16 protein-coding genes and 1 pseudogene are annotated in these 20,442 nt (G+C 46.6%); 6 read left to right on the top strand and 11 right to left on the bottom strand.

Annotation, left to right across the window (positions count from 1 at the left end):
• Positions 1 to 68: 68 nt before the first annotated feature.
• The 9 genes and pseudogenes from ITJ88_RS07515 to ITJ88_RS07475 form a co-directional block, all read right to left on the bottom strand.
• Entirely contained in the window at positions 69 to 1,244 is a 1,176-nt protein-coding gene (locus tag ITJ88_RS07515) for a hypothetical protein (RefSeq protein ID WP_195865188.1), read from the bottom strand.
• 37 nt (positions 1,245 to 1,281) lie between these two features.
• Entirely contained in the window at positions 1,282 to 1,620 is a 339-nt protein-coding gene (locus tag ITJ88_RS07510) for a hypothetical protein (protein ID WP_195865187.1), read from the bottom strand.
• Positions 1,621 to 1,870: 250 nt separating this feature from the next.
• Positions 1,871 to 2,401 carry a hypothetical protein gene (locus ITJ88_RS07505; protein ID WP_195865186.1) on the bottom strand — a complete coding sequence of 177 codons (531 nt, stop codon included), beginning with the start codon at positions 2,399 to 2,401 and terminating at the stop codon, positions 1,871 to 1,873.
• A gap of 20 nt (positions 2,402 to 2,421) precedes the next feature.
• Entirely contained in the window at positions 2,422 to 2,892 is a 471-nt protein-coding gene (locus tag ITJ88_RS07500; protein ID WP_195865185.1) for a DUF7878 domain-containing protein, read from the bottom strand.
• Positions 2,893 to 2,920: 28 nt separating this feature from the next.
• Positions 2,921 to 3,815: pseudogene (locus tag ITJ88_RS07495) on the bottom strand (DMT family transporter).
• Between the two features lie 140 nt (positions 3,816 to 3,955).
• Positions 3,956 to 7,729, bottom strand: a complete 3,774-nt coding sequence (locus ITJ88_RS07490; RefSeq protein WP_230088582.1) for an ABC transporter permease — start codon at positions 7,727 to 7,729, stop codon at positions 3,956 to 3,958.
• Between the two features lie 19 nt (positions 7,730 to 7,748).
• A complete protein-coding gene (locus ITJ88_RS07485) occupies positions 7,749 to 11,453 on the bottom strand; it encodes an ABC transporter permease (RefSeq protein ID WP_195865184.1) in 3,705 nt (1,234 codons plus the stop codon).
• 210 nt (positions 11,454 to 11,663) lie between these two features.
• Positions 11,664 to 12,185, bottom strand: coding sequence for a GNAT family N-acetyltransferase (locus ITJ88_RS07480; protein ID WP_195865183.1), 522 nt, complete (start codon positions 12,183 to 12,185; stop codon positions 11,664 to 11,666).
• A 15-nt stretch (positions 12,186 to 12,200) separates the two neighbouring features.
• Positions 12,201 to 13,424 carry an MFS transporter gene (locus tag ITJ88_RS07475; RefSeq protein ID WP_195865182.1) on the bottom strand — a complete coding sequence of 408 codons (1,224 nt, stop codon included), beginning with the start codon at positions 13,422 to 13,424 and terminating at the stop codon, positions 12,201 to 12,203.
• A gap of 433 nt (positions 13,425 to 13,857) precedes the next feature.
• Here ITJ88_RS07475 and ITJ88_RS07470 point away from each other — a divergent pair, with 433 nt between their 5' ends.
• The 6 genes from ITJ88_RS07470 to ITJ88_RS07445 all read left to right on the top strand — a co-directional run bounded on the left by ITJ88_RS07470 (position 13,858) and on the right by ITJ88_RS07445 (position 19,015).
• Complete coding sequence (locus ITJ88_RS07470; RefSeq protein ID WP_023468128.1) at positions 13,858 to 14,220, top strand: ArsR/SmtB family transcription factor; 363 nt, start codon at positions 13,858 to 13,860, stop codon at positions 14,218 to 14,220.
• Positions 14,221 to 14,317: 97 nt separating this feature from the next.
• Complete coding sequence (locus tag ITJ88_RS07465; RefSeq protein WP_230088575.1) at positions 14,318 to 15,730, top strand: aldehyde dehydrogenase family protein; 1,413 nt, start codon at positions 14,318 to 14,320, stop codon at positions 15,728 to 15,730.
• A 25-nt stretch (positions 15,731 to 15,755) separates the two neighbouring features.
• Positions 15,756 to 16,577 carry an SDR family oxidoreductase gene (locus tag ITJ88_RS07460; protein WP_195865181.1) on the top strand — a complete coding sequence of 274 codons (822 nt, stop codon included), beginning with the start codon at positions 15,756 to 15,758 and terminating at the stop codon, positions 16,575 to 16,577.
• Positions 16,578 to 16,757: 180 nt separating this feature from the next.
• Entirely contained in the window at positions 16,758 to 17,963 is a 1,206-nt protein-coding gene (locus tag ITJ88_RS07455) for an MFS transporter (RefSeq protein WP_195865180.1), read from the top strand.
• A 13-nt stretch (positions 17,964 to 17,976) separates the two neighbouring features.
• Positions 17,977 to 18,423 carry a MarR family winged helix-turn-helix transcriptional regulator gene (locus ITJ88_RS07450; RefSeq protein ID WP_195865179.1) on the top strand — a complete coding sequence of 149 codons (447 nt, stop codon included), beginning with the start codon at positions 17,977 to 17,979 and terminating at the stop codon, positions 18,421 to 18,423.
• Between the two features lie 124 nt (positions 18,424 to 18,547).
• The gene (locus ITJ88_RS07445) at positions 18,548 to 19,015 is read left to right on the top strand and encodes a hypothetical protein (RefSeq protein WP_195865178.1); all 468 of its coding nucleotides are present in this window, start codon (positions 18,548 to 18,550) and stop codon (positions 19,013 to 19,015) included.
• Between the two features lie 43 nt (positions 19,016 to 19,058).
• Here the strand turns inward: ITJ88_RS07445 and ITJ88_RS07440 are convergent, their stop codons facing one another.
• Positions 19,059 to 19,496, bottom strand: a complete 438-nt coding sequence (locus tag ITJ88_RS07440) for a hypothetical protein (protein WP_195865177.1) — start codon at positions 19,494 to 19,496, stop codon at positions 19,059 to 19,061.
• Between the two features lie 147 nt (positions 19,497 to 19,643).
• A complete protein-coding gene (locus tag ITJ88_RS07435) occupies positions 19,644 to 20,237 on the bottom strand; it encodes a TetR/AcrR family transcriptional regulator (RefSeq protein ID WP_195865176.1) in 594 nt (197 codons plus the stop codon).
• Positions 20,238 to 20,442: the final 205 nt, after the last annotated feature.

Raw genomic sequence — 20,442 nt, 5'->3', positions numbered from 1 at the left:
AAGAAAGTCGTCATCCGTACAGAGTACCGGAAAACGACTTTCTTTCGTTAGATTAAGATCATGATCGTTTAATTAGACAGGAGAAGCTTTACGACATGCAACGTAGATTTTTTATCGTTCGTGATGGAGTAAGTGAGTTTTCCATCTTGTAGTAGAGGAGGGGATACCAACTCTTCGAAGTCCGTCAAAGGAGCGACGGTCTTCGCTTTTAAGTCCGCATACATCAACTGATGGATGCCTTCGCGGAAGACGACTTGAGTGTTTGAGAGGAACTGAATGCCGCCGATCGTCGTCTGGGCACTGGAAGCGGAATAGTTTAGCGTCCTTTCGTCCAATCCGATGGGTTGGAACATGGCGTCGCCTTCTGTTCCGAAAGCGAAGTAGGTGCCACTGCGACTGAAATCAATTAATCCGGATATTTCTTTTTTGTAGGCACCATCCAGCGTCTCAAGCACACGGACGTTCTTTCCGTTGTTAAAATGAGACGTGTATAAGGTCACGCCGTCATCGCTATCGCGGTGCTCGTATGTGAATAGACCGTCTCGTACCTTTCCTGTTTTTAAGATGAAGGAATGGAGTGGTGTGATTTTTCCGGTTTTTAACGAATACGACTTTAACGTGGAAACCGTTTTTTGTGCAGTCGCTCCTTGCGTAATCCAGGACGCACGAGTTGACGTGACATCGATTCTCGGAGGGGACGTATCAAAGCGACTTTCGCCAGTATCAAGCGTCGTCATCTGATTCGTCGTAATGTTTAGTTGACGAATCGACCATTTCACACCGGTTTTTGTCGGCTCTTCCGTTTCGACCCATAGTAAAAACGCACCTGTACCTGTCATCATCGGGATTGCATGCTTCGTCGCATGGACGATTTTGTTGTGCTGTCGTTTCGTATCGTATGTATAAATGGTGCTCTTATTTTCTTGTAGGTCAAAGTAGAAGATCTGGTTTTGATAGAAATACTGCGGATCGATCGAGAGACGGTGTTTGCTCAGTAATGAAGAAAGGTCGTACGTTTTCGTTTGACCTAACGTGACGCGCTCCGTTTGCTTCTCTAATTCGATTGCTTGTTGATTCTTGGAGTCGGTCGTTGCTTTCTTCAAGGACGTGTTTACTTGTTCAGGTGACGCGACATTTTTTTGTGATACACGCGGTGTTGCTTCTTCTTCCATCACGGTACAACCCGCTGTCGTCCAAACGATGGTCGAAAGACAAAAAACGGCTGCGAATCGCTGTACTTTCATATCAGGTAGCTCCTTCGAAGGTTTTCAGAAATGTAGTTCATTGCTGTACCTCATGTGAAGAGGGACTCGGACGACGGGTATGAAGAAAGGCGAGATACCACCACTTTAATGTGTAGGCGAATAAGAAGACACACATCCATGCCCACGGTCGCAGTGTCGTCAATCCTTCGTAAAAATGTCTAAATTCTGTAATGTCAAGACGGTACAAAGAGTTCCAAATGAATAATGCATACAGGAAAAAGATCGCTACCACCGCTCGGATTGACGCTTTTCTCAAAGATGGATGCTTGATCGCGACGTAGATTGCACTGATAAGCGTGATGAAAAAGAAAGCGTAGGTCAATATCCACACCCACATGTCATTGGTTGGTCCCACTTCGTTAACCTCCTTCTAACTTGTCAGCGAATTTTGCAAACAATAAGCATAACAAGATTAATTGATAAAACTACTAGAATATTTTTCCACAAGAAATAATGGAATCCCTTCTACTGGAGGATGTAGTTTCATAGAGTTTTCATATTATTGACTCATGATTCAAAACGTCAAAAAAGGATAGAAGTTCAGAAAGACCTGATCTTCTATCCTTTATGGCAATATAAATAGTGGATTCAAAGCGTAATATCATTTAGTGACGTAGCGTATGATCGAAATCATCGTAAAATCGGTCGTAAAGATCAACATATGTTTCTTTGAGTGACTTAATCGCAGTCGCATCGCCAATGATATCCACTACATCCGTCGACACATACAAAAGGAAATCCGAGTCATGGAAGACGATGTAAGCTGATGTGTGCCCTCGATAGACATTTGTGCAATAGGAAATGATCTCATTGAGTTCTATATCTTTCACATGTGCATAGACGACACCCGTATGAGCTCCTTTATCTTCCACGATATACTCTTTCCAGTTTCGAATCGTAATCGACGAGCCAACTCGTGCCTTTGCTGAATAACGACGAAAACGATGAATGTACGCAGCGACGAATAGAAGATGGATCGGTCTGTCTTCTTGAAAAATCGTCTGAAGAATTTCTTTCAACTGCGAGGCAGTTAGGTCTTCCATTAAAAAGCGGATACGGCGTTCTGGTGTTGACTGAAAATAGGGTGTTGGCTTCCTGATATCAAGCTCGATCTGGAACTGGGATAAGTCAGGCATATAGAAGTCTCCTTATTCTATTAGCGTTTTGGTGACGAATAGGGAATGTGACGGATGAAGGCATCCAGCTGAATCTCGAAGTACGCTTCAAGATCGAATCTCAGTTGCCTTTCTAAATCAGACAAACACGTCACTAAGGTGTCGAGCGGAAAAACAATGTTCATCCGTTCATCGCCCCAAATCGATTGAATCCTTCCTTGATCAGCAGAAGGGACCATCGATACGATTGCTCCTTCCTCATCATGATCAAACTCCACCGAATAATAATAAAAGGCAGGAGTACATGAAGGCGTCACCAATCTTTTCCACCGATACAACGATTTATAAAACTCGAAGATGGCTAACGATGTTTCAAAATATAGTGCATGATCAATGATGATTTTGACATTTGCTTCAATCGATAGAATGGTGGGGATGTCCCTTGCTGAAGCATTTGAAATAGCGTTCGGTGAATTTAAAAAATCATACGTACATCTGATTTGAGAAGACATGTTCATCACTCCGGTTCATGAATTGACATTAGCTGAATACCTTATTTCGTTGCCGAGACGGACGAATCCCTAGAGCAACCGAAGCCCCGATGCAACTAAACAGACATCCGATGATTAAAGGAAGAGACAGCGTCGATTCACCGATCAATACGGAAGCAACACCGCCAATTAGCGGAAATAGTGCCACCATATAGCCGCTCTTCGCACCACCGATTCGTTCGACGAGTTTCAAATAAAACAGCCATGCAAGAAATGATGCGATCACGGTTAAATACAGCAAAGCAGAAAGATAGGTGACGGTTGTCGGGACCGTAAGTGGTGTTCCTTGGAACCAGACGATGGCGCCCATCAGTAGACTCGCGACAGTGAATCCAATCGCGTTGGCGTGAACCGGGTTGATTCGTTGCTTGGCGTTCCGCGCTGAACTGGCGTCACCCACTGAAGTCAATAGCGTGCCGACTAGAGCAATCAAGACACCTTTTAAATCGGTCATTCCATGGATGCTGCCTAGACTCGGAACAATCAGGACACCGACGCCGATGATACCAAAACATCCGCCAATCCAAACGCGCGCATGGAGGGTCTCTTTTAAAAACAAGCGCAGAGCGATTGGTGTCAGAATGACCTTGAGTGAGAAAATCAACGTCACGATGGCGGCAGAGCTTAACATCGTCGCGTAATAGAGACATAAGTAACTCAGAGCGAAGTTACAGACACCGAATACGACGATGAAAGGCATGTCCGACGCGGTAGGTTTGTTCGTTCGTTTAACGAATAGCGCGAATAGAATGAAAAGAACAGCGGTCATCGCTAATCGATAGGTCAGGGATACTTCCAAGGCCGACAGGTGTTCCTTGGATTTTGACAGCAATGAAGTTCAGTCCCCAGACGATCAAACAAAATAGATACATGAAATAGGTCATAGCAGGTCCTCGTTTAAGTAGTTTACTTCCAATTCTTTTCCTGTATTTCATCTTACCAAAAGTAGAACGTTAAGAAATTAATTTCGGTATAAATAGAAAAATCACTGACCGTCATATGACAGCCAGTGATTAAGTAATAATCATAATTTGATTTTAACGGTGTAGAGAAAACCAGTGAATCCTGTTTTTACGTTCATGACGAAGGTATTTTCATTTTTAGGTACGATGTAGATGACATCAATTTTGGAGTGTAACGGAGCGTAATAACCTAAGCTTTCTGAATAGGCTTTTTTGTTCAGATTAATCGTTTCTTCAGGCGTGTAGTTTTTCTTGTGACGATCAATCAATGGGAAAGAAGAGGGTTTATAGTCGATATAAGAGTCAGCTGAATCTTCACCCTTTACCTGCATCTCAAGTCTGACAGATACGGCTTGTTTATCTTTCGGAAGATTCTTAAGTGGAACACGTTTCGCCGAACTGACCATGAACCCACGTTCTTTCATTAAATTTTTATCACCAGCATAAGTCTGAAGACCACCTTTATTCATCAGTTCTTCGATGGCGTCTGTATTCTTTTTCTTTGACTGTTTCTTTTGTCCGGTCTTCACGGTGGTTGATGTAACATCTACAGCATCGACTTCGATTTTGACGGTCGTCGGCTTCGCAATGGCTTCGCTTGTCGCGAGAAGAACATACGTATTTTTATCACTTGGAACACGGAACACAAGATCGACGCGAGAAACGAAAGGTGGGAAATAGCGATAGCCGTCCTTCCAAGCGTCTGGATTCCGGTTCTCATAATCGACAGCTTCGTATACATTACCGCTTGTATCCTCTAACGTGAATAGATTTGGCTTATAAATACCATATCCGCCATCTGCGTCTTTATCCTTGTAGTTCTCAAGGATGACGGGAACGGTAACATATTGTTCATCATCAAGATTTGGTAATTTCAACTCCTTTGGAGGTGATAGGAGAAGTTTATCAACGCGGAAAATATTGCTTTTTGTTTTAGGATCTCCCGGATAGGTTTGAACGACTCCACGATTCATTAGTTGATCGAGCTTGCTCGAATTGACTTTTTTCGTAGAGGACGCTTTCTTTTTCTTGTCTTTTACATCTGCCAATTTCGTTCCTGTCGTCTTGACCGTTGGTGCAGCTGTTTGTACCGGTTTCGTGGACGTAGGACCTTCTTCTGTCGTAGCAAAGAAGAACAGGGAAGCGACACCAACGACAAGGGCACCACCAACTGCGGATAAGGCGAGTCGGAAACGTCGTTCCGTCGCTTTCGTATTCGTTGCGACACTTCCAATCGCAGCATTTGGTGTAATGCTGACGGCGCGTTGAGCGGGTAAGAGGGCACCGAGAACTCCCGTGATGGCAGGAATCAACAACATGACACTCAAGAAACCAAGCTCACCTGTTGGGAACTGGTTATAGACGAAGCCGATCATCGCAAGAGCGATCAGTAAGCCGATGATTCCAGCGAACAGTCCCGTCATCAATCCTTCACTTAAGACGAGCGTACGGATTTGACCGTTCCGCCAACCAGTTGCCTTCAAGACGGCAAGCTGACTCTTTCGTTCGTTGACGTTTTGCCACATGATCTCCGTCGTCGTCAGGATGGCGATAAGTAAAGCGACACCCATCGCAACATAATGCATCGTGCCGACTTCGAGTGCAACGTATTCGCCGAGCCATGTCGCATACAAGACACCTTTCAGTCGGAAGGTGATGAATAGGAAGAAAATGAACAGACTCGTCGGCAAGGCGATCGCGATTGTCGAGAGGATCGTCCGTTGCCAATACGTTGCAAGTTGGTTGATGCTCATCCCAAGGACACTTTGTGCCCGGACGAAGCGACGACCTTTTGAAACTTCACCAGAACGCATACTTTCGAATGGTTGAATCCGGCGGATGAGCGTCATCGGAACGAGCGTACCGCCCCAGTAAATCAATAGACCAGCAAGTCCGATCAAGATGATCCGTGATAAGGCAATCGGATGATCCGTCGTCAGCCAGAACGAACCGAGGATCGTCCAAGAAATCAAGGCGACGAGTGTGCCGAGTAGTGTCGCTTCCAGGAACAGAAGCTTCGAGAGCTGACGTGGACGCCAACCGAGCGACAGTAAGATCGCGAATTCCTTCTTGCGGGCATAAAGTAAGATGATGTTTGAACTGAAGACATACACGAGTGCAACGGCGATGACACTGGCGATGATGCCGCTCATGCCGACTTTCGCTTCTTGGAAGATGGCCATCGATGAACCGAGTTTGATCCACGGTTGCTGGATCCAACCGAGTGCCGATTCACCTTTTAATCCAGGGAGGTATGTCAGCGCGAGCTGTGGCGAGGAGCCAAGCGTGACGTCGGTGATCAGACCGGTCTTGTCCTCGATCTCTTGAGCAACAGCTTTCAACTTTTTCTCACTCGTCGCGTTCATCGTCTCGACACCTTTGACGTTGACACGAATGGCGGAGATGGCTTTATCACCACGTAACTTAAAGGCGGCGTCAAGCGTCGTCAGCATCGATGGTGGTTTCGTCAAGAAGTCATACGGATCGTTCGTCGGCTTGACTTCCCGGACTGGATTGACCGGTTTTTCATTCTTGTCCATGACCCATTGGGCTTTTGCCGGGAAGTAGGTCTCCATCGGTAATTCCGTCAATGGGTCCTTCGAGATGTTCAATTTTTTTGGATCAAAGACACCAATGTAGTTCAAATGCATTTTCGGTACTTTATCAAGGTTACCCGTGTTGTCACCGAAGAGACGCGCTTTTCGATACATCGATCGTTTCGAAATGAGGGCGTCCTTATCGACTTCTTGAGGTGTTACTTGATAGGTGAACGGCCAACGTTTGGCAAAGGGACTGGCAATCGTTTGATACTCGACAGACGATGGCTTTAAAAACATCCAGTCAAAGCTACCATTTGCTTTTTCCGGAACCTTATCTTCTAGAATGTTCTTAATAAGTTGCTTTGATGCTTGCTCTGTCGAAATATAGTATTCCTTCGTATCTTTAACAGGAAGCGTCTTGAGATAGGATTCGCCACCTTTTTTCATGATACTGCGCACCGTTTCAACCATTGAATCTTTGACGAGCGGGATATCGACTTTCTCGTAGCGATAGGTCCGCGAAGCATTGACGTATTCCTGACTGTTCATGATCAATGGGATGTCCCAAACACCGTCACCATAATCGTTCACGACATCGTCCTTCGTGAAATAACGACTATGCGTAGCCTTTTTGGTTGCCTGATCGAGTCCAACGAGTTGTGCTTCTGCTTCCGGGTCAATCCCGGCAAGCATCACTGCGCTCCCGTAACCGTAGATGGGAAACTCGCCTAATTCTTGCGGTGAAACATCTCGATTCAATCCGTCACTCTCAGGAGGGAACCAACCGGCTCCGGCAAAGAATGAATAAGATTCTGTTTCTTTCTTTAGCCCGGTATCTTGCATATCCGTAAACGAAATTTTGTAAATGCCCGGTTCTTTGAAATTATAGGTATCCGTTTCAGCATTCGTATTGTAGTTCCCAATCATCGCAATCGGTGCTGCGACTTCTACGTCAGCAATCTGCTTGATTGTCTCGTATTGTTTGCGGGTGATCCCGCCGTCAAGCCCACTCATGTAGTTCGGCTCAAGTAGGTTTAAGTCTTCTGTCACGCTCCGGCTGCCTTCCGGACGAACGACGATATCGTACGATGAGCCCCAGCGTTTTTGCAGTTCATCGACGACCGTTCCGTTGTTGGCTTGTGTCGTACCGATCAAGTAACTCAGTCCGGTACTGACGATCAGGACGCCGACGAGGAGCAAGATAAAGCGTTCCTTGTTGCGCCACCAGGAATTCCAAATGAATTTAAGCATCGACAAGACCTCGATTCCTTTCAATGATTGGACGATCCATGTCAAGTTCCTCCTAGTGTTTAAATTATTGTTTCGTCAGATCAATTTTGACGGTCGTTGGTTTGGGAAAGGCTGGATCAGAAGCGAACAGAACGAATCGCTTCTGATCGATTGGTACTTGATAAACCAACTCCACTCGTGACTTGTACGGTGCGAAATATTGAAAGCCGTTTTTCCAGGCTTTCTCATTGCGATTCACATAATCGACCGGTTCATAATCGGTTCCTTGCAAGTCTGTCAAGGCATACCGACTGGGACGATAAGTGATGAATCCTCCCAGATCATCCCCTGTATCTTGCATGACGACAGGGATCGTCAAGAAACGATAACCAGCACGTTGCTTTAGATTCAGTTCTTTTGGTGTGTCAATCAATGCCTCGACATGAAAACTATCAAATTGATGTTTCGGATTCCCGGGAGTTGTTTGCGTGACACCTCGCCTCATCAATGTTTTTAATTTTTCCGTTTCCTCTGTTGAAGGATTAGTAGCGGACGCATTCGCTTTTTTGATATCGTCGAGCGTGATCTTGACGGTCGTCGTTTTTTCGACGGCCTCATCTTTTGCAAGCAAGACGAACACTTTTTGATCAACTGGTACTTGGTAAACAAGATCGACCCACGATTTTTTCGAATTGATGTATTTAAATGCATTTATCCAAGCCGTTTTATTGTGATTGACATAATCGACGGGAGTGAACTCTTTTCCGTCAAGAGCAATCAAAGAGAAGGTTTGTGGTCGATACGACGAAAACGAATCTGCAGCTAATTCATCCCGGTTATGAAGGAAAACTGGAATCGTCACGAAACGATATCCTGACTTCTCCTTGAGCTTTAACTCTTTTGGTGTTGAGACGAGCTTTTTAACAGAGAAGTCATAATTCTTCGCCGCCGGGTCACCCGGGTACGTCTGAATAGCGCCTGCGTTCATCAATTGCTCCAGTGCCGTGTTGTCTGCGGCAGTATGTTTCTTATCGTCAGGATCTTGAGCGAGATTTTTTAATTTTTGTCCGGTCGTTTGTACTTTTGGTGTCGTTATTTCTTTTTGAGCCGTTCTCGTTTCAGGTGCAGCGAGGAGGAATAAACTCGTCGTTCCAATGACGAGCGTAGCAGCGATGCTACCGAGTGCCCATTTGAAGCGACGTTCGGTCAATTGTTGATTATCGTTTACGCCACCGATGGCTGCGTTCGGCGTGATCCGCACAGCACGCTGGGCAGGAAGCAAGGCACCAAACACACCAGTCGTCACCGGAATCAGGAGCATAAGACTTAAGAAACCGAGTTCACTGGATGGGAACTGATTATAGACGAAGCCAATCATTCCTAAGGCAACAAGTAGACCGACGATTCCAGCGAAGAGTCCAGTCATCACACCCTCGCTTAAGACGAGAAGTCGGATTTGACCGTTGCGCCAGCCTGTCGCTTTAAGGACAGCGAGTTGATTCTTTCGTTCGTTGACGTTTTGCCACATAATCTCGGTCGTCGTCAGGATGGCGATGAGTAAGGCGACGCCCATTGCGACATAGTGCATCGTACCGACTTCGAGCGCAACGTATTCACCGAGCCAGGTTGCATATAAGACGCCTTTCAGTCGGAACGTGATGAATAAGAAGAAGATGAACAAGCTCGTCGGTAAGGCAATTGCGATGATGGACAGAAGCGTGCGTTGCCAGTAAGTCGCGAGTTGGTTGATGCTCATTCCAAGAACACTTTGTGCCCGGACGAAACGACGTCCTTTTGAGACTTCGCCAGAGCGCATGCTTTCAAATGGTTGAATGCGTCTGATGAGTAACGTCGGAACGATCGTACCGCCCCAGTAGATCAAAAGCCCGGACAATCCGATCAAGATGATGCGTCCGAGAGCAATCGGGTGATCCGCTGTTATCCAAAATGATCCAAGAATCACCCAGGCGATGAGTGCGACCAGCGTTCCAAGAAGTGTTGCTTCTAGGAAGAGGAGTCTCGATAGCTGCCGTGAACGCCATCCGAGCGCGAGTAAAATCGCGAATTCTTTTTTTCGGGCATAGAGCAAGATGATGTTCGAACTGAAGACGTAGATGAGCGCGACAGCGATGACGCTCGCGATGATGCCACTCATTCCGACTTTCGCCTCTTGGAAAATTGCGATCGACGACCCGAGTTTGATCCACGGTTGCTGGACCCAACCGAGTGCCGATTCTCCTTTTAGACCGGGTAAATACGTCAAGGCGAGTTGCGGGGAGGAACCGAGTGTGACGTCCGTGATTAAACCCGTCTTATCCTCGATTTCTTGTGCGACAGCTTGCAATTTTTTCTCACTTGTTGCGTTCATCGTCTCGACCCCTTTGACGTTGACGCGAATCGCAGAAATTGCTTTATCCCCGCGTAACTTAAAGGCAGCGTCGAGCGTCGTCAGCATCGATGGTGGTTTCGTCAGGAAGTCATAGGAGTCGTTGGCGGGCTTGACGTCACGGACTGGATTGACCGGACGATCATTTTGATCCATGACCCACTGTGCTTTTGCCGGGAAGTAAGTTTCCATTGGAAGTTCAGTTAACGGATCCTTTGAAACATCGAGCTTCCGTGGGTTAAAGACACCGATATAGTTGAGATGGACTTGTTTCCAGCCTTTAAAACCACCTTCGAATTCACGTGCTTCGCGATACATGCTTCGTTTGAAGAGCAAGGATTCCTTGGCGACTTCTTTTGGTTGGACTTGGTAGGTAAAGGGCCAACGGGAACCATACGGACTTTTAATCGTTTTGTATTCAATCGGTGAAGGTTTCAAAGTAATGGAAGACAGTGAATCACTATTGTTCGCCTCGTCTGTTGACAAGGTGTTTTTAAGGATACCGTCCACCAACTTTTTTTGGACGTCTTGAGTCGTGATCGAATAGGAGGTAGGCTCTCCTACTGGTAGTTTACTCAGGTATGCTTTCCCACCTTTTTGTTCAATCTTTTGGACCATGTCTGCAACGCCGGTTGCAGTGAACGGAAGCTCTACCTTTTCATATGTATAGGTACGCATCGCATCGACGTATTCGCGAGAGTTCAATAGAATCGGAATCTGCGTCGCTTGATCACCGTACGAAGCGGGAAGATCCGTTTCGCTGAAGAAACGGCTATACGTTCCGGTAGTAGTCGCTTTTTTCAAACCGACGAGCTGGTCTTCAGCAGCAGGATCGATTCCGGCAATCATGACTTCTGAGCCGTAGTCATAGAGGGGTTGTTCACCAAGTTTTAAAGGAGAGACGCCTGTGCGCGTTGCATCACCCATTGGTTCCCAGCCAGCAGCAAGAAACGTTGTCATGGTATAAGATTCGTTTTGGAGTCCCGTATTTTGAGAATCCTTGATTTTCAAGCGGTAAATCCCTTCTTCTTGAATCGTATGGGTACCGACGCTACTCGATGTCGATGTATAACCAATCATCGCGATTGGTGCTGCGACTTCGACGTCAGCAATCTGCTTGATTGTCTCGTACTGCTTGCGGGTGATCCCACCGTCGAGTCCACTCATATAGTTCGGTTCGAGCAGGTTCAATTCTTCCGTCACACTCCGGCTGCCTTCCGGACGGACGACGATATCATACGATGAGCCCCAGTGTTTTTGCAGTTCATCGACGACCGTTCCGTTGTTCGCTTGCGTCGTACCGATCAAGTAACTCAGTCCGGTACTGACGATCAGGACGCCGACGAGGAGCAAGATGAACCGCTCCTTATTGCGCCACCAGGAATTCCAGATGAATCTCAGCATGTACTATCCCTCGCTTTCGTTTGATTTGAAGAAAATGGTGTAATGTGACCTCCTTATCACTTATGTACATATCCATATATTTCTTTTTATTTTTCCATTATATACAAATAATAGTGAATTGACTAAAAAATCTGTTAATTCGATATGTTCGTTTTTAATCAATTAGAAAAAGCACCTCACGAAGGAGGTGCTACATCAGGAGTGATTCTTTTAAGTATAGAGTGGGCTACATTTCCGCATGATGATCTCGTCGAACGAACGCCCTTCAAAGGATACAGCATCAGGAATCGTTTCTACGATGTCAAAGCCAACTTTTTTATAGGCAGCGATGGCTCGCTCATTATGCGAAAACACTTCAAGTTTAAGTTGATGAAGTCGAAGTTCCTCGAAACAAAACCGGATGATACACGCGATCGCCTCTGTCCCGTATCCTTGACTGGTCCACGGGAGGGCACGCATCATAATACGAAAGCCTGCTTGTTTCAACTCTGCCTCAATGTCTAAAATCGAACATTCACCAATCATTTCACCGGAATTCAAACAGATAGCGAAATCGAAGCGCGATGGATCAGCTTGAATCGAAAGAATGTGTCGTTCGATCTGCTCGAGCGAAAACGTCGCCGTCGTACAAGTCAGGAAACGTAATGTCTCATCCTGGGTTTGTTCGAATAAGACGTGTGCATCGGTCACGTCAAGCGGACGGAGGAAAATTCGTTTTGCGGTCAGGTGCATGAATACCTTCCTTTCTCATGACGAAAGCTTGATCGCTTCGTCTGTTTCCGTCGTATAATAATGCCGTTTCGTTCGATCCTGGACGGTCCAAACGATCCATCCACCGATGAACAGGAAGCTGACTGCAGCGACGGTATACGTCAAGCGAATCGAGGTCTCCGCATAGAAACCGATCAACGCCGTCAAGAGAATGACACCAGCTGACTGCACGACATGGATACTACTGAGGAATCGTCCCATCGTTTCGACCGGAATGTGCGTTTGAGCGAACGTCATGAAGCCGGTGTTCGCAAACGCAAGGGCGAACGTCAGCAAGAAAAAGCCGATCGCTGCCGTCAGGAATGACGCCGCTGTGGCAAAGATTACATAACCGATTGGTGTCAGCAGTGCTCCAAATTGAATCAAGAAGCGGAGCGACAAGCGATGCGTGAAGGTCGCATTGATTGCAGAACCACAGATGATGCCGATTCCGGCGATACTGACGAGAAATCCATACGTGCTCTCATCCAAATGTAGGACGATCGTCGCAAACGAGGCTTCAAGCGAATCGAGTCCGCTCATCAGGACGATCATCAGCGCATAGAAGGCGTAGACGAGCGTGATGTAGCGCCGAGTCCGTGCAAACTGAAACGTCTCTTTCCAGTCCGAGAGAATCACTTGGAGTGAGAAGGACGTCGCTGGAGTCGCCTGGCGGACGTCAGGCAAGACGGACAGTAAGGCAGCAGAACACAACAGCGCTCCTGCGTTCAGGACGATTGCCGTCTCCGGGGAACCGATTAAAAATAAGAATCCAGCAATCGACGGTCCGAGAATAAAGCCTGCCGACTGAATAAAGTTCTTCAACGCATTGAACCGTTGACGACTCGTCTCCGGGACGAGTTTCGTCATGTAGATCAATGATGATGTCTCAAACAGCGTGTTGCCGATGTTCAGGATAAAGACAATCGCATAGAGGACATACAACGAATCGATCAGTGTCAGTGAAAAGACGAGCCCGGCACGGGCGACGTCAAGCATGACGAGCAAGCGACGCTGATTGATCCGATCGACGACACTACCGGACCAGAGGCTCGTCAACAGCGCGGAGATCGGCAATAAAATATAGAGAACGGAGACGGCGAACGCTGATCCCGTTCGTTCAAGGACAATTAAATTCAAGGCGATGAAGTAGACCCAAGCGCCGATGTTCGAGACACCGACACCAAGTAATAGCAATCCAGGGTATTTCCAATTCGACATATGACACACTCCTTTTTATTGTTTTTTAAGCCAATAAAAAAATCCCACCTCCAAGACGTTGGTCTTGGGGACGAGACTGTGCGTGTCGTGGTGCCACCCCTGTTCGCGAGACCGTCACCGGTATCGCCTTCATCGGTACGACCGTTTTTAAACGGCAAATACCTGAGCTCGATAACGGGAGCACCCGTCACGATATCCCCGATTCGGTTCCACCGTGCTGCTCAGAGGCTTGGTTCGGTCAATGGCTGATGCTCCTTTCCACCAATCGGAGCTCTCTAGGAAAAGCCGAGATGACGTACTGTTCTCTTCGACGCGTTTGAATCATGCAATTTTTACCATCCTATCATGAGTTTCCTGAACCTGTAAATAAGAATATGAAATGAATCAGTTGACAACGGAAAGAAAGGATTGTAAACTAGGAGCATGAATTTAAATGTTTAAACGTTTAAACGGAGGCGCTATGAGAAAAAACGAACAGGATGTACAAGCTCTAGACGCAGCAGTAGGGTATTTTCAAGATGCGATTCCGATTTTTCAAGTCTTATCGGATGTCAATCGTCAAGCGATCATCATTGAATTGGCACGGTACGATCGTTTGAACGTCAGTCAATTGGATGAAAAAATTTCGTTATCTCGACCAGCGATTTCGCATCACCTGAAAGTATTGCGGGCAGCAGGAATCGTCGCTTCTGAGAAAGTCGGTACGGAGAACTACTATTATCTGACTTTACAAGAAGCGGTCAACGTCTTGAAAACATTGACGGCGGCTATCGAAGAAGATTGTATCCTACGCTGACCGAGGCTCTTTTCTCACACATGAGAAGAGAGTTTGATTTTACATTAAACGTTTAAATGTTTAAACGAAAGAACATAAAGAAAGTGAGCGATGAACGATGCAACACCCAACCATGATTTTACAAGATCAAGCCGTAACCGAAGAAGTCTATAGTGGGAAACGTGCGTTCTTTGACGCGGGGAAAACAAAGACGATCGATTTTCGGTTACGTCAGCTCGAACGGCTGGAACAGTTAGTCCGATCAAACGAAGAACGGATTCTCGTAGCATTAGCAAAGGATTTAGGAAAACCGACATTTGAAGCCTACACGTCAGAAATCGGCGTGCTCTATCAAGAGCTACGTGAAGCGAAAAAACAATTAGCGCGCTGGATGGAGCCGAAGCGAGTCGCAACACCACTCGTCCTGCAGCCGTCAAAGAGCTTCATCCGACACGATCCGCTCGGTGTCGTCTTAATCATCGGACCATGGAATTACCCGTTCCAGCTGTTGCTTGCACCCGTCATCGGCGCAATCGCAGCCGGAAATTGCATCGTCTTGAAACCGTCGGATTTGACACCGCATACGTCGGGTTTGATTGCAGAGCTCATCGCAACGACGTTCGATCCAGACTATATCAGTGTCGTCCTCGGTGATGGGGCAGTCGTCGGTGACCAGTTACTCGACCGATTCCGCTTCGACCATGTCTTCTTTACGGGAAGCCCGGGTGTCGGACGACATATCGCCATGAAGACGGCTGCCAAACTGGTACCGACGACACTTGAGCTTGGTGGGAAGAGTCCCGTCATCGTCGATAAGAGTGCGAATCTCCAAGTAGCAGCGAAACGGATCGTCTGGTCGAAATTCTTCAATGCCGGTCAAACGTGTGTCTGTCCGGATTATCTGCTCGTTGAAGAGACAGTCAAGGATGCGTTGATCCAGTTGCTAAAAGTAGAAATCAGACGTGCTTTTGGAGCGGATCCACAATTGAGTGAAAGTTATGGACGCATCATCAATGAGCGCCGCGTACACGCTCTGCATCGTCTGATGCAACAAGGCACGATCGTTCACGGAGGACGAATCGATTTAGCGGATCGCTACGTGGAGCCAACGTTGCTTGACGCCGTATCGCTTGAGGACGACATCATGCATGAAGAAATCTTCGGTCCGTTACTTCCGATCGTATCGTTCAGCTCACCGGAACAAGCTGTCTCGATCATTCGTCGCAATCGTTATCCACTCGCCTTATATCTCTATACGGAATCAACGGAGATGGAATCCTACTTCTTGGAGCACGTCGAGTTCGGAGGAGGATGTATCAACAATGGCATGGTGCATCTGATGAACGCTGAACTGCCGTTTGGTGGAGTCGGTGGTAGCGGGATGGGGGCGTATCACGGCAGACACACCTTTGAGACGTTCTCGCATGCGAAGAGCATCGTCAAAACGTCGACGAAACTAGATCCATCGTTACGCTACGCGCCGTACACGTCGAAAAAAATGACCATCGCAAAACGTTATTTTGCACGCTAAGTCAAACAACAAAGGAGAATTCACAATGAAACAAAAGAAAACGATCGTCATCACAGGAGCATCTAGCGGAATCGGTCGGGCAACCGTCGAACGGTTCAGTCAGGAAGGATGGCATGTCGCAGCGACGATGCGAAAGCCGGAGACGTCAAGTGACCTCGCCTCATTACCGGGAGTTCGCTTGTATGCACTGGATGTCACGGACGAGAGGAGCATTCGTCTAACCTTTGAAGCCATCACGAACGATTTCGGTACGATTGACGTCCTGTTGAACAATGCAGGGTACGGTGCGGTCGGGATCTTCGAGGAGGCGACAGCGGAGCAAATCAAACGTCAATTCGATACGAACGTCTTCGGTGTCATGAACGTGACGCGTCAGGCATTGCCACTCTTTCGAAAACAACGAAAGGGGAAGATCGTGACTGTGACATCCGTCGGAGGACAAGTCACGTTTCCAATCTATAGTCTGTACCACAGCTCGAAATGGGCTGTTGAGGGATTCATGGAATCGCTACATTATGAGCTTGCTCCGCTCGGGATCGCCGTCAAACTGATCGAACCAGGACCGATCAAGACCGACTTCTACGGACGGTCGCAAGATCTCGTGCAAACGAACATCGTGGATTATGCCGACTATATGAAAACGGCGCTCAAAAATTCGAACGCAGCAGGAGAAGAAGCTGAAGGACCGGAAGTCGTCGCGGGTGCGATTCACCGTGCCGTGATGGATGACTCGAAAAAGATGCGATATCCCGTCGGCAAGAACGCAGCGAACTTAATTCGATTGAAACGATTCTTGCCGCACGCGGTCTTTTTCCGGATTGTCCGTCGTGTCATCGAAAAAGCATGATTAGTTGCGACTGACGTAAAAAAGAATGCGGTAAGGGTGGCAGATCATCATTCTGCCATCCTTATTTTTATAGAGACTGACTTTTGAATCAGCCTCGTTAACCGATTGCTCCGTTGACAAGCGATCGGTCGCTTCATATAGTTTAGTTAACTTAACTATAAAGGAAAGGGAGTCTGATTCATGGCAGTGCTGAGGAATCAACGCTTTGTCTTCATGTGGTTGTCCGGTATGACATTAACGCTCGGCTTTGCGATCTTCTTCTTGAGTGTGTCGTGGTTGACGATTGATGTCTTGCGACAGCCCGCCTTGCTTGGTCTGATATTAACAGCCGTGTCGTTGCCCCGGGTCATCATGATGGTGTTTGGTGGCGTGTTCGCCGATCGATTCCAGAAGAGCCGTCTTCTCTTTTGGACGAATCTCGGACAGGCGTTCTTGATGCTTGGTGTCGTGCTCTTACATTACGCTGATGCGTACTCGGTCGGGACACTCTTTTTGATTTCTGTCGTGTTTGGCATTTTGGATGGCATGTCTTATCCTGCTTTATCGTCCTTGTTGCCGTCTCTCGTTCCTGCGTCGCAATTACAGCGGGCGAATTCCTTATTTCAAGGATCACTCGAATTGATGTTCGTCATCGGTCCGTTTCTCGCAGGACTTCTGCTGACGCAAGGGGGATTTGGACTGAGCTTCGGGACAGCGATGATCTTAATCTTTATTGCAGCCCTACTGGTCCTACCGCGGCTGATTCGCGATCCTATTCCGGATATCGCCGTCCTCTCGATTCGTCAGGTCTTACGCGACTTACGCGAAGGGATTCGGTATGTCAAAGAGACGCCCGTCTTACGTGCTGGTACGTTGTCGATTGCCATCGTCAATCTATTCGTCATGGGACCGTTGATCATGAGCATCCCGATTCTCGTCGGCGCAGCGAAAGGATCAGCAGCGGATCTCAGTCTCATCGAAGGTGGCCTTGCTGTCGGGACATTTGTTGCCAGTGTCGTCGTGTTGTTTCTAAGGTCGATTCATCGCGGTCGGTTCGTCTTTCGTACGCTGTTTTTGACGTTAGGTGCTTTCTTGCTGTACACCCAGGTGACATCGATTCCGTTACTTGCTTTCACGGCGGCGATGAGTGGATTTTTGTTGATGCTCGTTTATCTGCCGACCGTGACGATTTTACAGGAGCGGAGTGATCCGGATAAGATCGGACGCGTCATGAGCATCATGGCGCTTGCCGCTTCCGGTCTAGAACCGATTGCGTTCGCGGTCTTATCACTGTTAGTCGCGATCGAAATTCCAATTCAGTTTCTGCTGATTGCGTTCGCAGTGATGGGTGTCATCTGTGGTCTGTTACTCTATCGCAGAAGTCGAGATTTTCGGAACATTTCATGACAGGAGGAAAACAATGGAAGGATCTAAAAAACAGGACATCTTGACGATGTATCGGCGTATCGATGAACTAGATCTTCAGCTGGCGAAGTTTTTCGCAGCGTTGAATCCGTTCGCTTTGAGTCAACAACAGGAACAGCTACTGCTATTGTTCAAACGAAAAGACTCCTGGACGTCGACGGAAATCGCACGAACGATGGGAATCTCGAAGAGTGCGGTCAGTCAAGTACTGAAAATCTTGGAAGAACGTACATTCATCAAGCGTCGAAAGAATCCAGCAAACTTAAGGGAAAGTTTCATCCAACTCGATACGAATGGGGTAGCCTACTTGCGAACGATGGATGAGATTGAAGAGCAATTGGCGGAGGAGATGACGACGATTCTTGACGAAATGGAACTGGACATCATCAATCGTTCCCTTGTGCGCATGATTGATCGATTTCAAGAACTCCATCGATCGTAAGGAAACGGATTTTCATAATCAGAACGAATCAAATGGGAAAATCCTGGAATGATTTGTATGATACGCTAAGTCATAAGTGATTCAGAAACACCTTTTATATTGATTCACTGAAAGGAGAATGACAGTGAAATTCTTTATACTTAGCGTATTGCCACTACTTGTCGTACTCAGCACGCCACTCTTCTCGATGACGGAGCCAATCTCACAAACGCTCTACTTTTTGGTAGTGTTCTTACTGACATGTCTGTCGGCGATGATGCTCGTTGAGCGACAACGTTTTTTCAAGCGTCTGAATACAGTACGACCGCTATACGGGATCGTGATCGGAATTCTTGGGCTTGTTAGTTTTATTGGGATATTGATCTGGCTCTCGCCAGTCTTGTTGCAGACTGGTCTTGGAGGTCGTATCCTGACGTTCTTATTGATGTATCTTGGAATCTTGATTCTTGGTTTCATCACCGGTGGTTTCTTCGAAGGCATCACGCGCCAACCGAAGGATCAATTGATTCGCCCGGTCTTTCTGTTCATCGGGACAGGGTATATGATCTTGACTGTCTTTGGCATTTTGCAACTTTATCACCAAGCAGGATGAAATAACCCCCTTGACGTCATCGTACGTCAAGGGGGTTATTGTTTCACTGCACTTTCAGTAAGAATCCGAATTGTCCGTCTCCTTGTCCCCAGCGCGAGTTTAGTTCGTACGCATAGAGACCAGGTTCTGTCGGGGCGTTGAACTGATCTTTTTTCAAAGCGACAGGGGATTCCTGTTTTTGATCGTCCCACTGTGATAGTTTTACGCTTTTAAGATCACCGGATAATTCGACACGGACGGGTGCTCCAGCAGAGACGGTAACTGGCGTTTTCCCTTTTGCTAGGTCAAGACCGTCACGGTACGTCTTATCGACACATTGACTGCGAAGTAAGCTATCCCAGCAGTAAGACCCCTGGACGGTCGGAACATCCTTTCCGTTTGCCTCGACTTCGGGATTCGGTGGCGCGCCACGGAACGGTTCGAAAACGATGACGCAAACGACGAGGATCAGTAGGACGGCTAATGTTAGACCACGTTTCATGAGACACCCCCAATGGATTTTCTTTATTTTACCAAAATATAGAAAGGCAACATTACTGCCTTTTCAATTGAGGTCATTCATTTTTTCAAAAACCGTAGGCGATGTCGTTTCCTACTCAGGTTCTATCACTCTCAAGTCAAATCGTATTTATCGAGGTGAGATTCCTTTGATGATCACTTCTGAGAAATTCGACGTGTAAGGTAAGAGTTGCTCGTAAATCTGGGGATGTGACAGACCTTCCGCAAGTGTTTGGAAATAGAGTAGCAAAAACTCATCGGAATACTTCAAGTCGATCTTCTTCTCCTTACGACCACGGTGAAATAAATCAAGCATCATCGCGTGACTATCACTTGCGAATTTCTCCATTAATACTGACAAACCATCATCCTGTTTTGTTGTGATTTGTTGCATCATCTCAAGATAAAACGATTCATCGAGATCCTTCAGAAATCGTAATTTATTGAAGCTGATCTCAAGAAGCGTTTTTTCGAAAGACTCATTTTTGGATAAGATGACTTCTACGGATGTACTCATCTCCGTAATGAACCGTTTGTACACTTCTTGGACCAATGCCTCTTTATTACCGAAGTATTTGAAAATCGTCGTTTTAGCGACATTTGCCTGTTTGGCAAGTTCATCGACTGTCATTGTCTTATGACCATCTTGTTGATTCATCAAGCGAAACGCTGTATCGAGAATCTGTTTTTTCTTTTCTTCTGTTCGTTTTTCAAAACCATTCATTTGTCTCACCTCTTATAAAAAATACTTCTCCTTCTAGTGTAATGGATTAGAAATGGACTATCAAATTAATTTCAGTACATTATTATCTTTACAGATAAAAATAAAAAATATAAAATGAACTAAAATAGATTAATTAGTATTTTATTTAAACTGTTTACTTTAGTTTAAAACTACACTTATTGATTTAGTTTGTTTTAAGTCTGAA

The organism is Exiguobacterium abrahamii, assembly GCF_015645365.1.
Taxonomy (GTDB): Bacteria; Bacillota; Bacilli; order Exiguobacteriales; family Exiguobacteriaceae; genus Exiguobacterium_A; species Exiguobacterium_A abrahamii.
This window is presented reverse-complemented; position numbering and strand designations above follow the sequence as displayed.

Coding starts and splice junctions, on each gene's coding strand:
- ITJ88_RS07505 (WP_195865186.1), bottom strand. CDS start 2,401: ATGCCTGACTTATCCCAGTTCCAGATCGAGCTTGATATCAGGAAGCCA.
- ITJ88_RS07475 (WP_195865182.1), bottom strand. CDS start 13,424: ATGTCGAATTGGAAATACCCTGGATTGCTATTACTTGGTGTCGGTGTC.
- ITJ88_RS07435 (WP_195865176.1), bottom strand. CDS start 20,237: ATGAATGGTTTTGAAAAACGAACAGAAGAAAAGAAAAAACAGATTCTC.
- ITJ88_RS07455 (WP_195865180.1), top strand. CDS start 16,758: ATGGCAGTGCTGAGGAATCAACGCTTTGTCTTCATGTGGTTGTCCGGT.
- ITJ88_RS07440 (WP_195865177.1), bottom strand. CDS start 19,496: ATGAAACGTGGTCTAACATTAGCCGTCCTACTGATCCTCGTCGTTTGC.
- ITJ88_RS07500 (WP_195865185.1), bottom strand. CDS start 2,892: ATGTCTTCTCAAATCAGATGTACGTATGATTTTTTAAATTCACCGAAC.
- ITJ88_RS07515 (WP_195865188.1), bottom strand. CDS start 1,244: ATGAAAGTACAGCGATTCGCAGCCGTTTTTTGTCTTTCGACCATCGTT.
- ITJ88_RS07460 (WP_195865181.1), top strand. CDS start 15,756: ATGAAACAAAAGAAAACGATCGTCATCACAGGAGCATCTAGCGGAATC.
- ITJ88_RS07485 (WP_195865184.1), bottom strand. CDS start 11,453: ATGCTGAGATTCATCTGGAATTCCTGGTGGCGCAATAAGGAGCGGTTC.
- ITJ88_RS07470 (WP_023468128.1), top strand. CDS start 13,858: ATGTTTAAACGTTTAAACGGAGGCGCTATGAGAAAAAACGAACAGGAT.
- ITJ88_RS07480 (WP_195865183.1), bottom strand. CDS start 12,185: ATGCACCTGACCGCAAAACGAATTTTCCTCCGTCCGCTTGACGTGACC.
- ITJ88_RS07450 (WP_195865179.1), top strand. CDS start 17,977: ATGGAAGGATCTAAAAAACAGGACATCTTGACGATGTATCGGCGTATC.
- ITJ88_RS07465 (WP_230088575.1), top strand. CDS start 14,318: ATGCAACACCCAACCATGATTTTACAAGATCAAGCCGTAACCGAAGAA.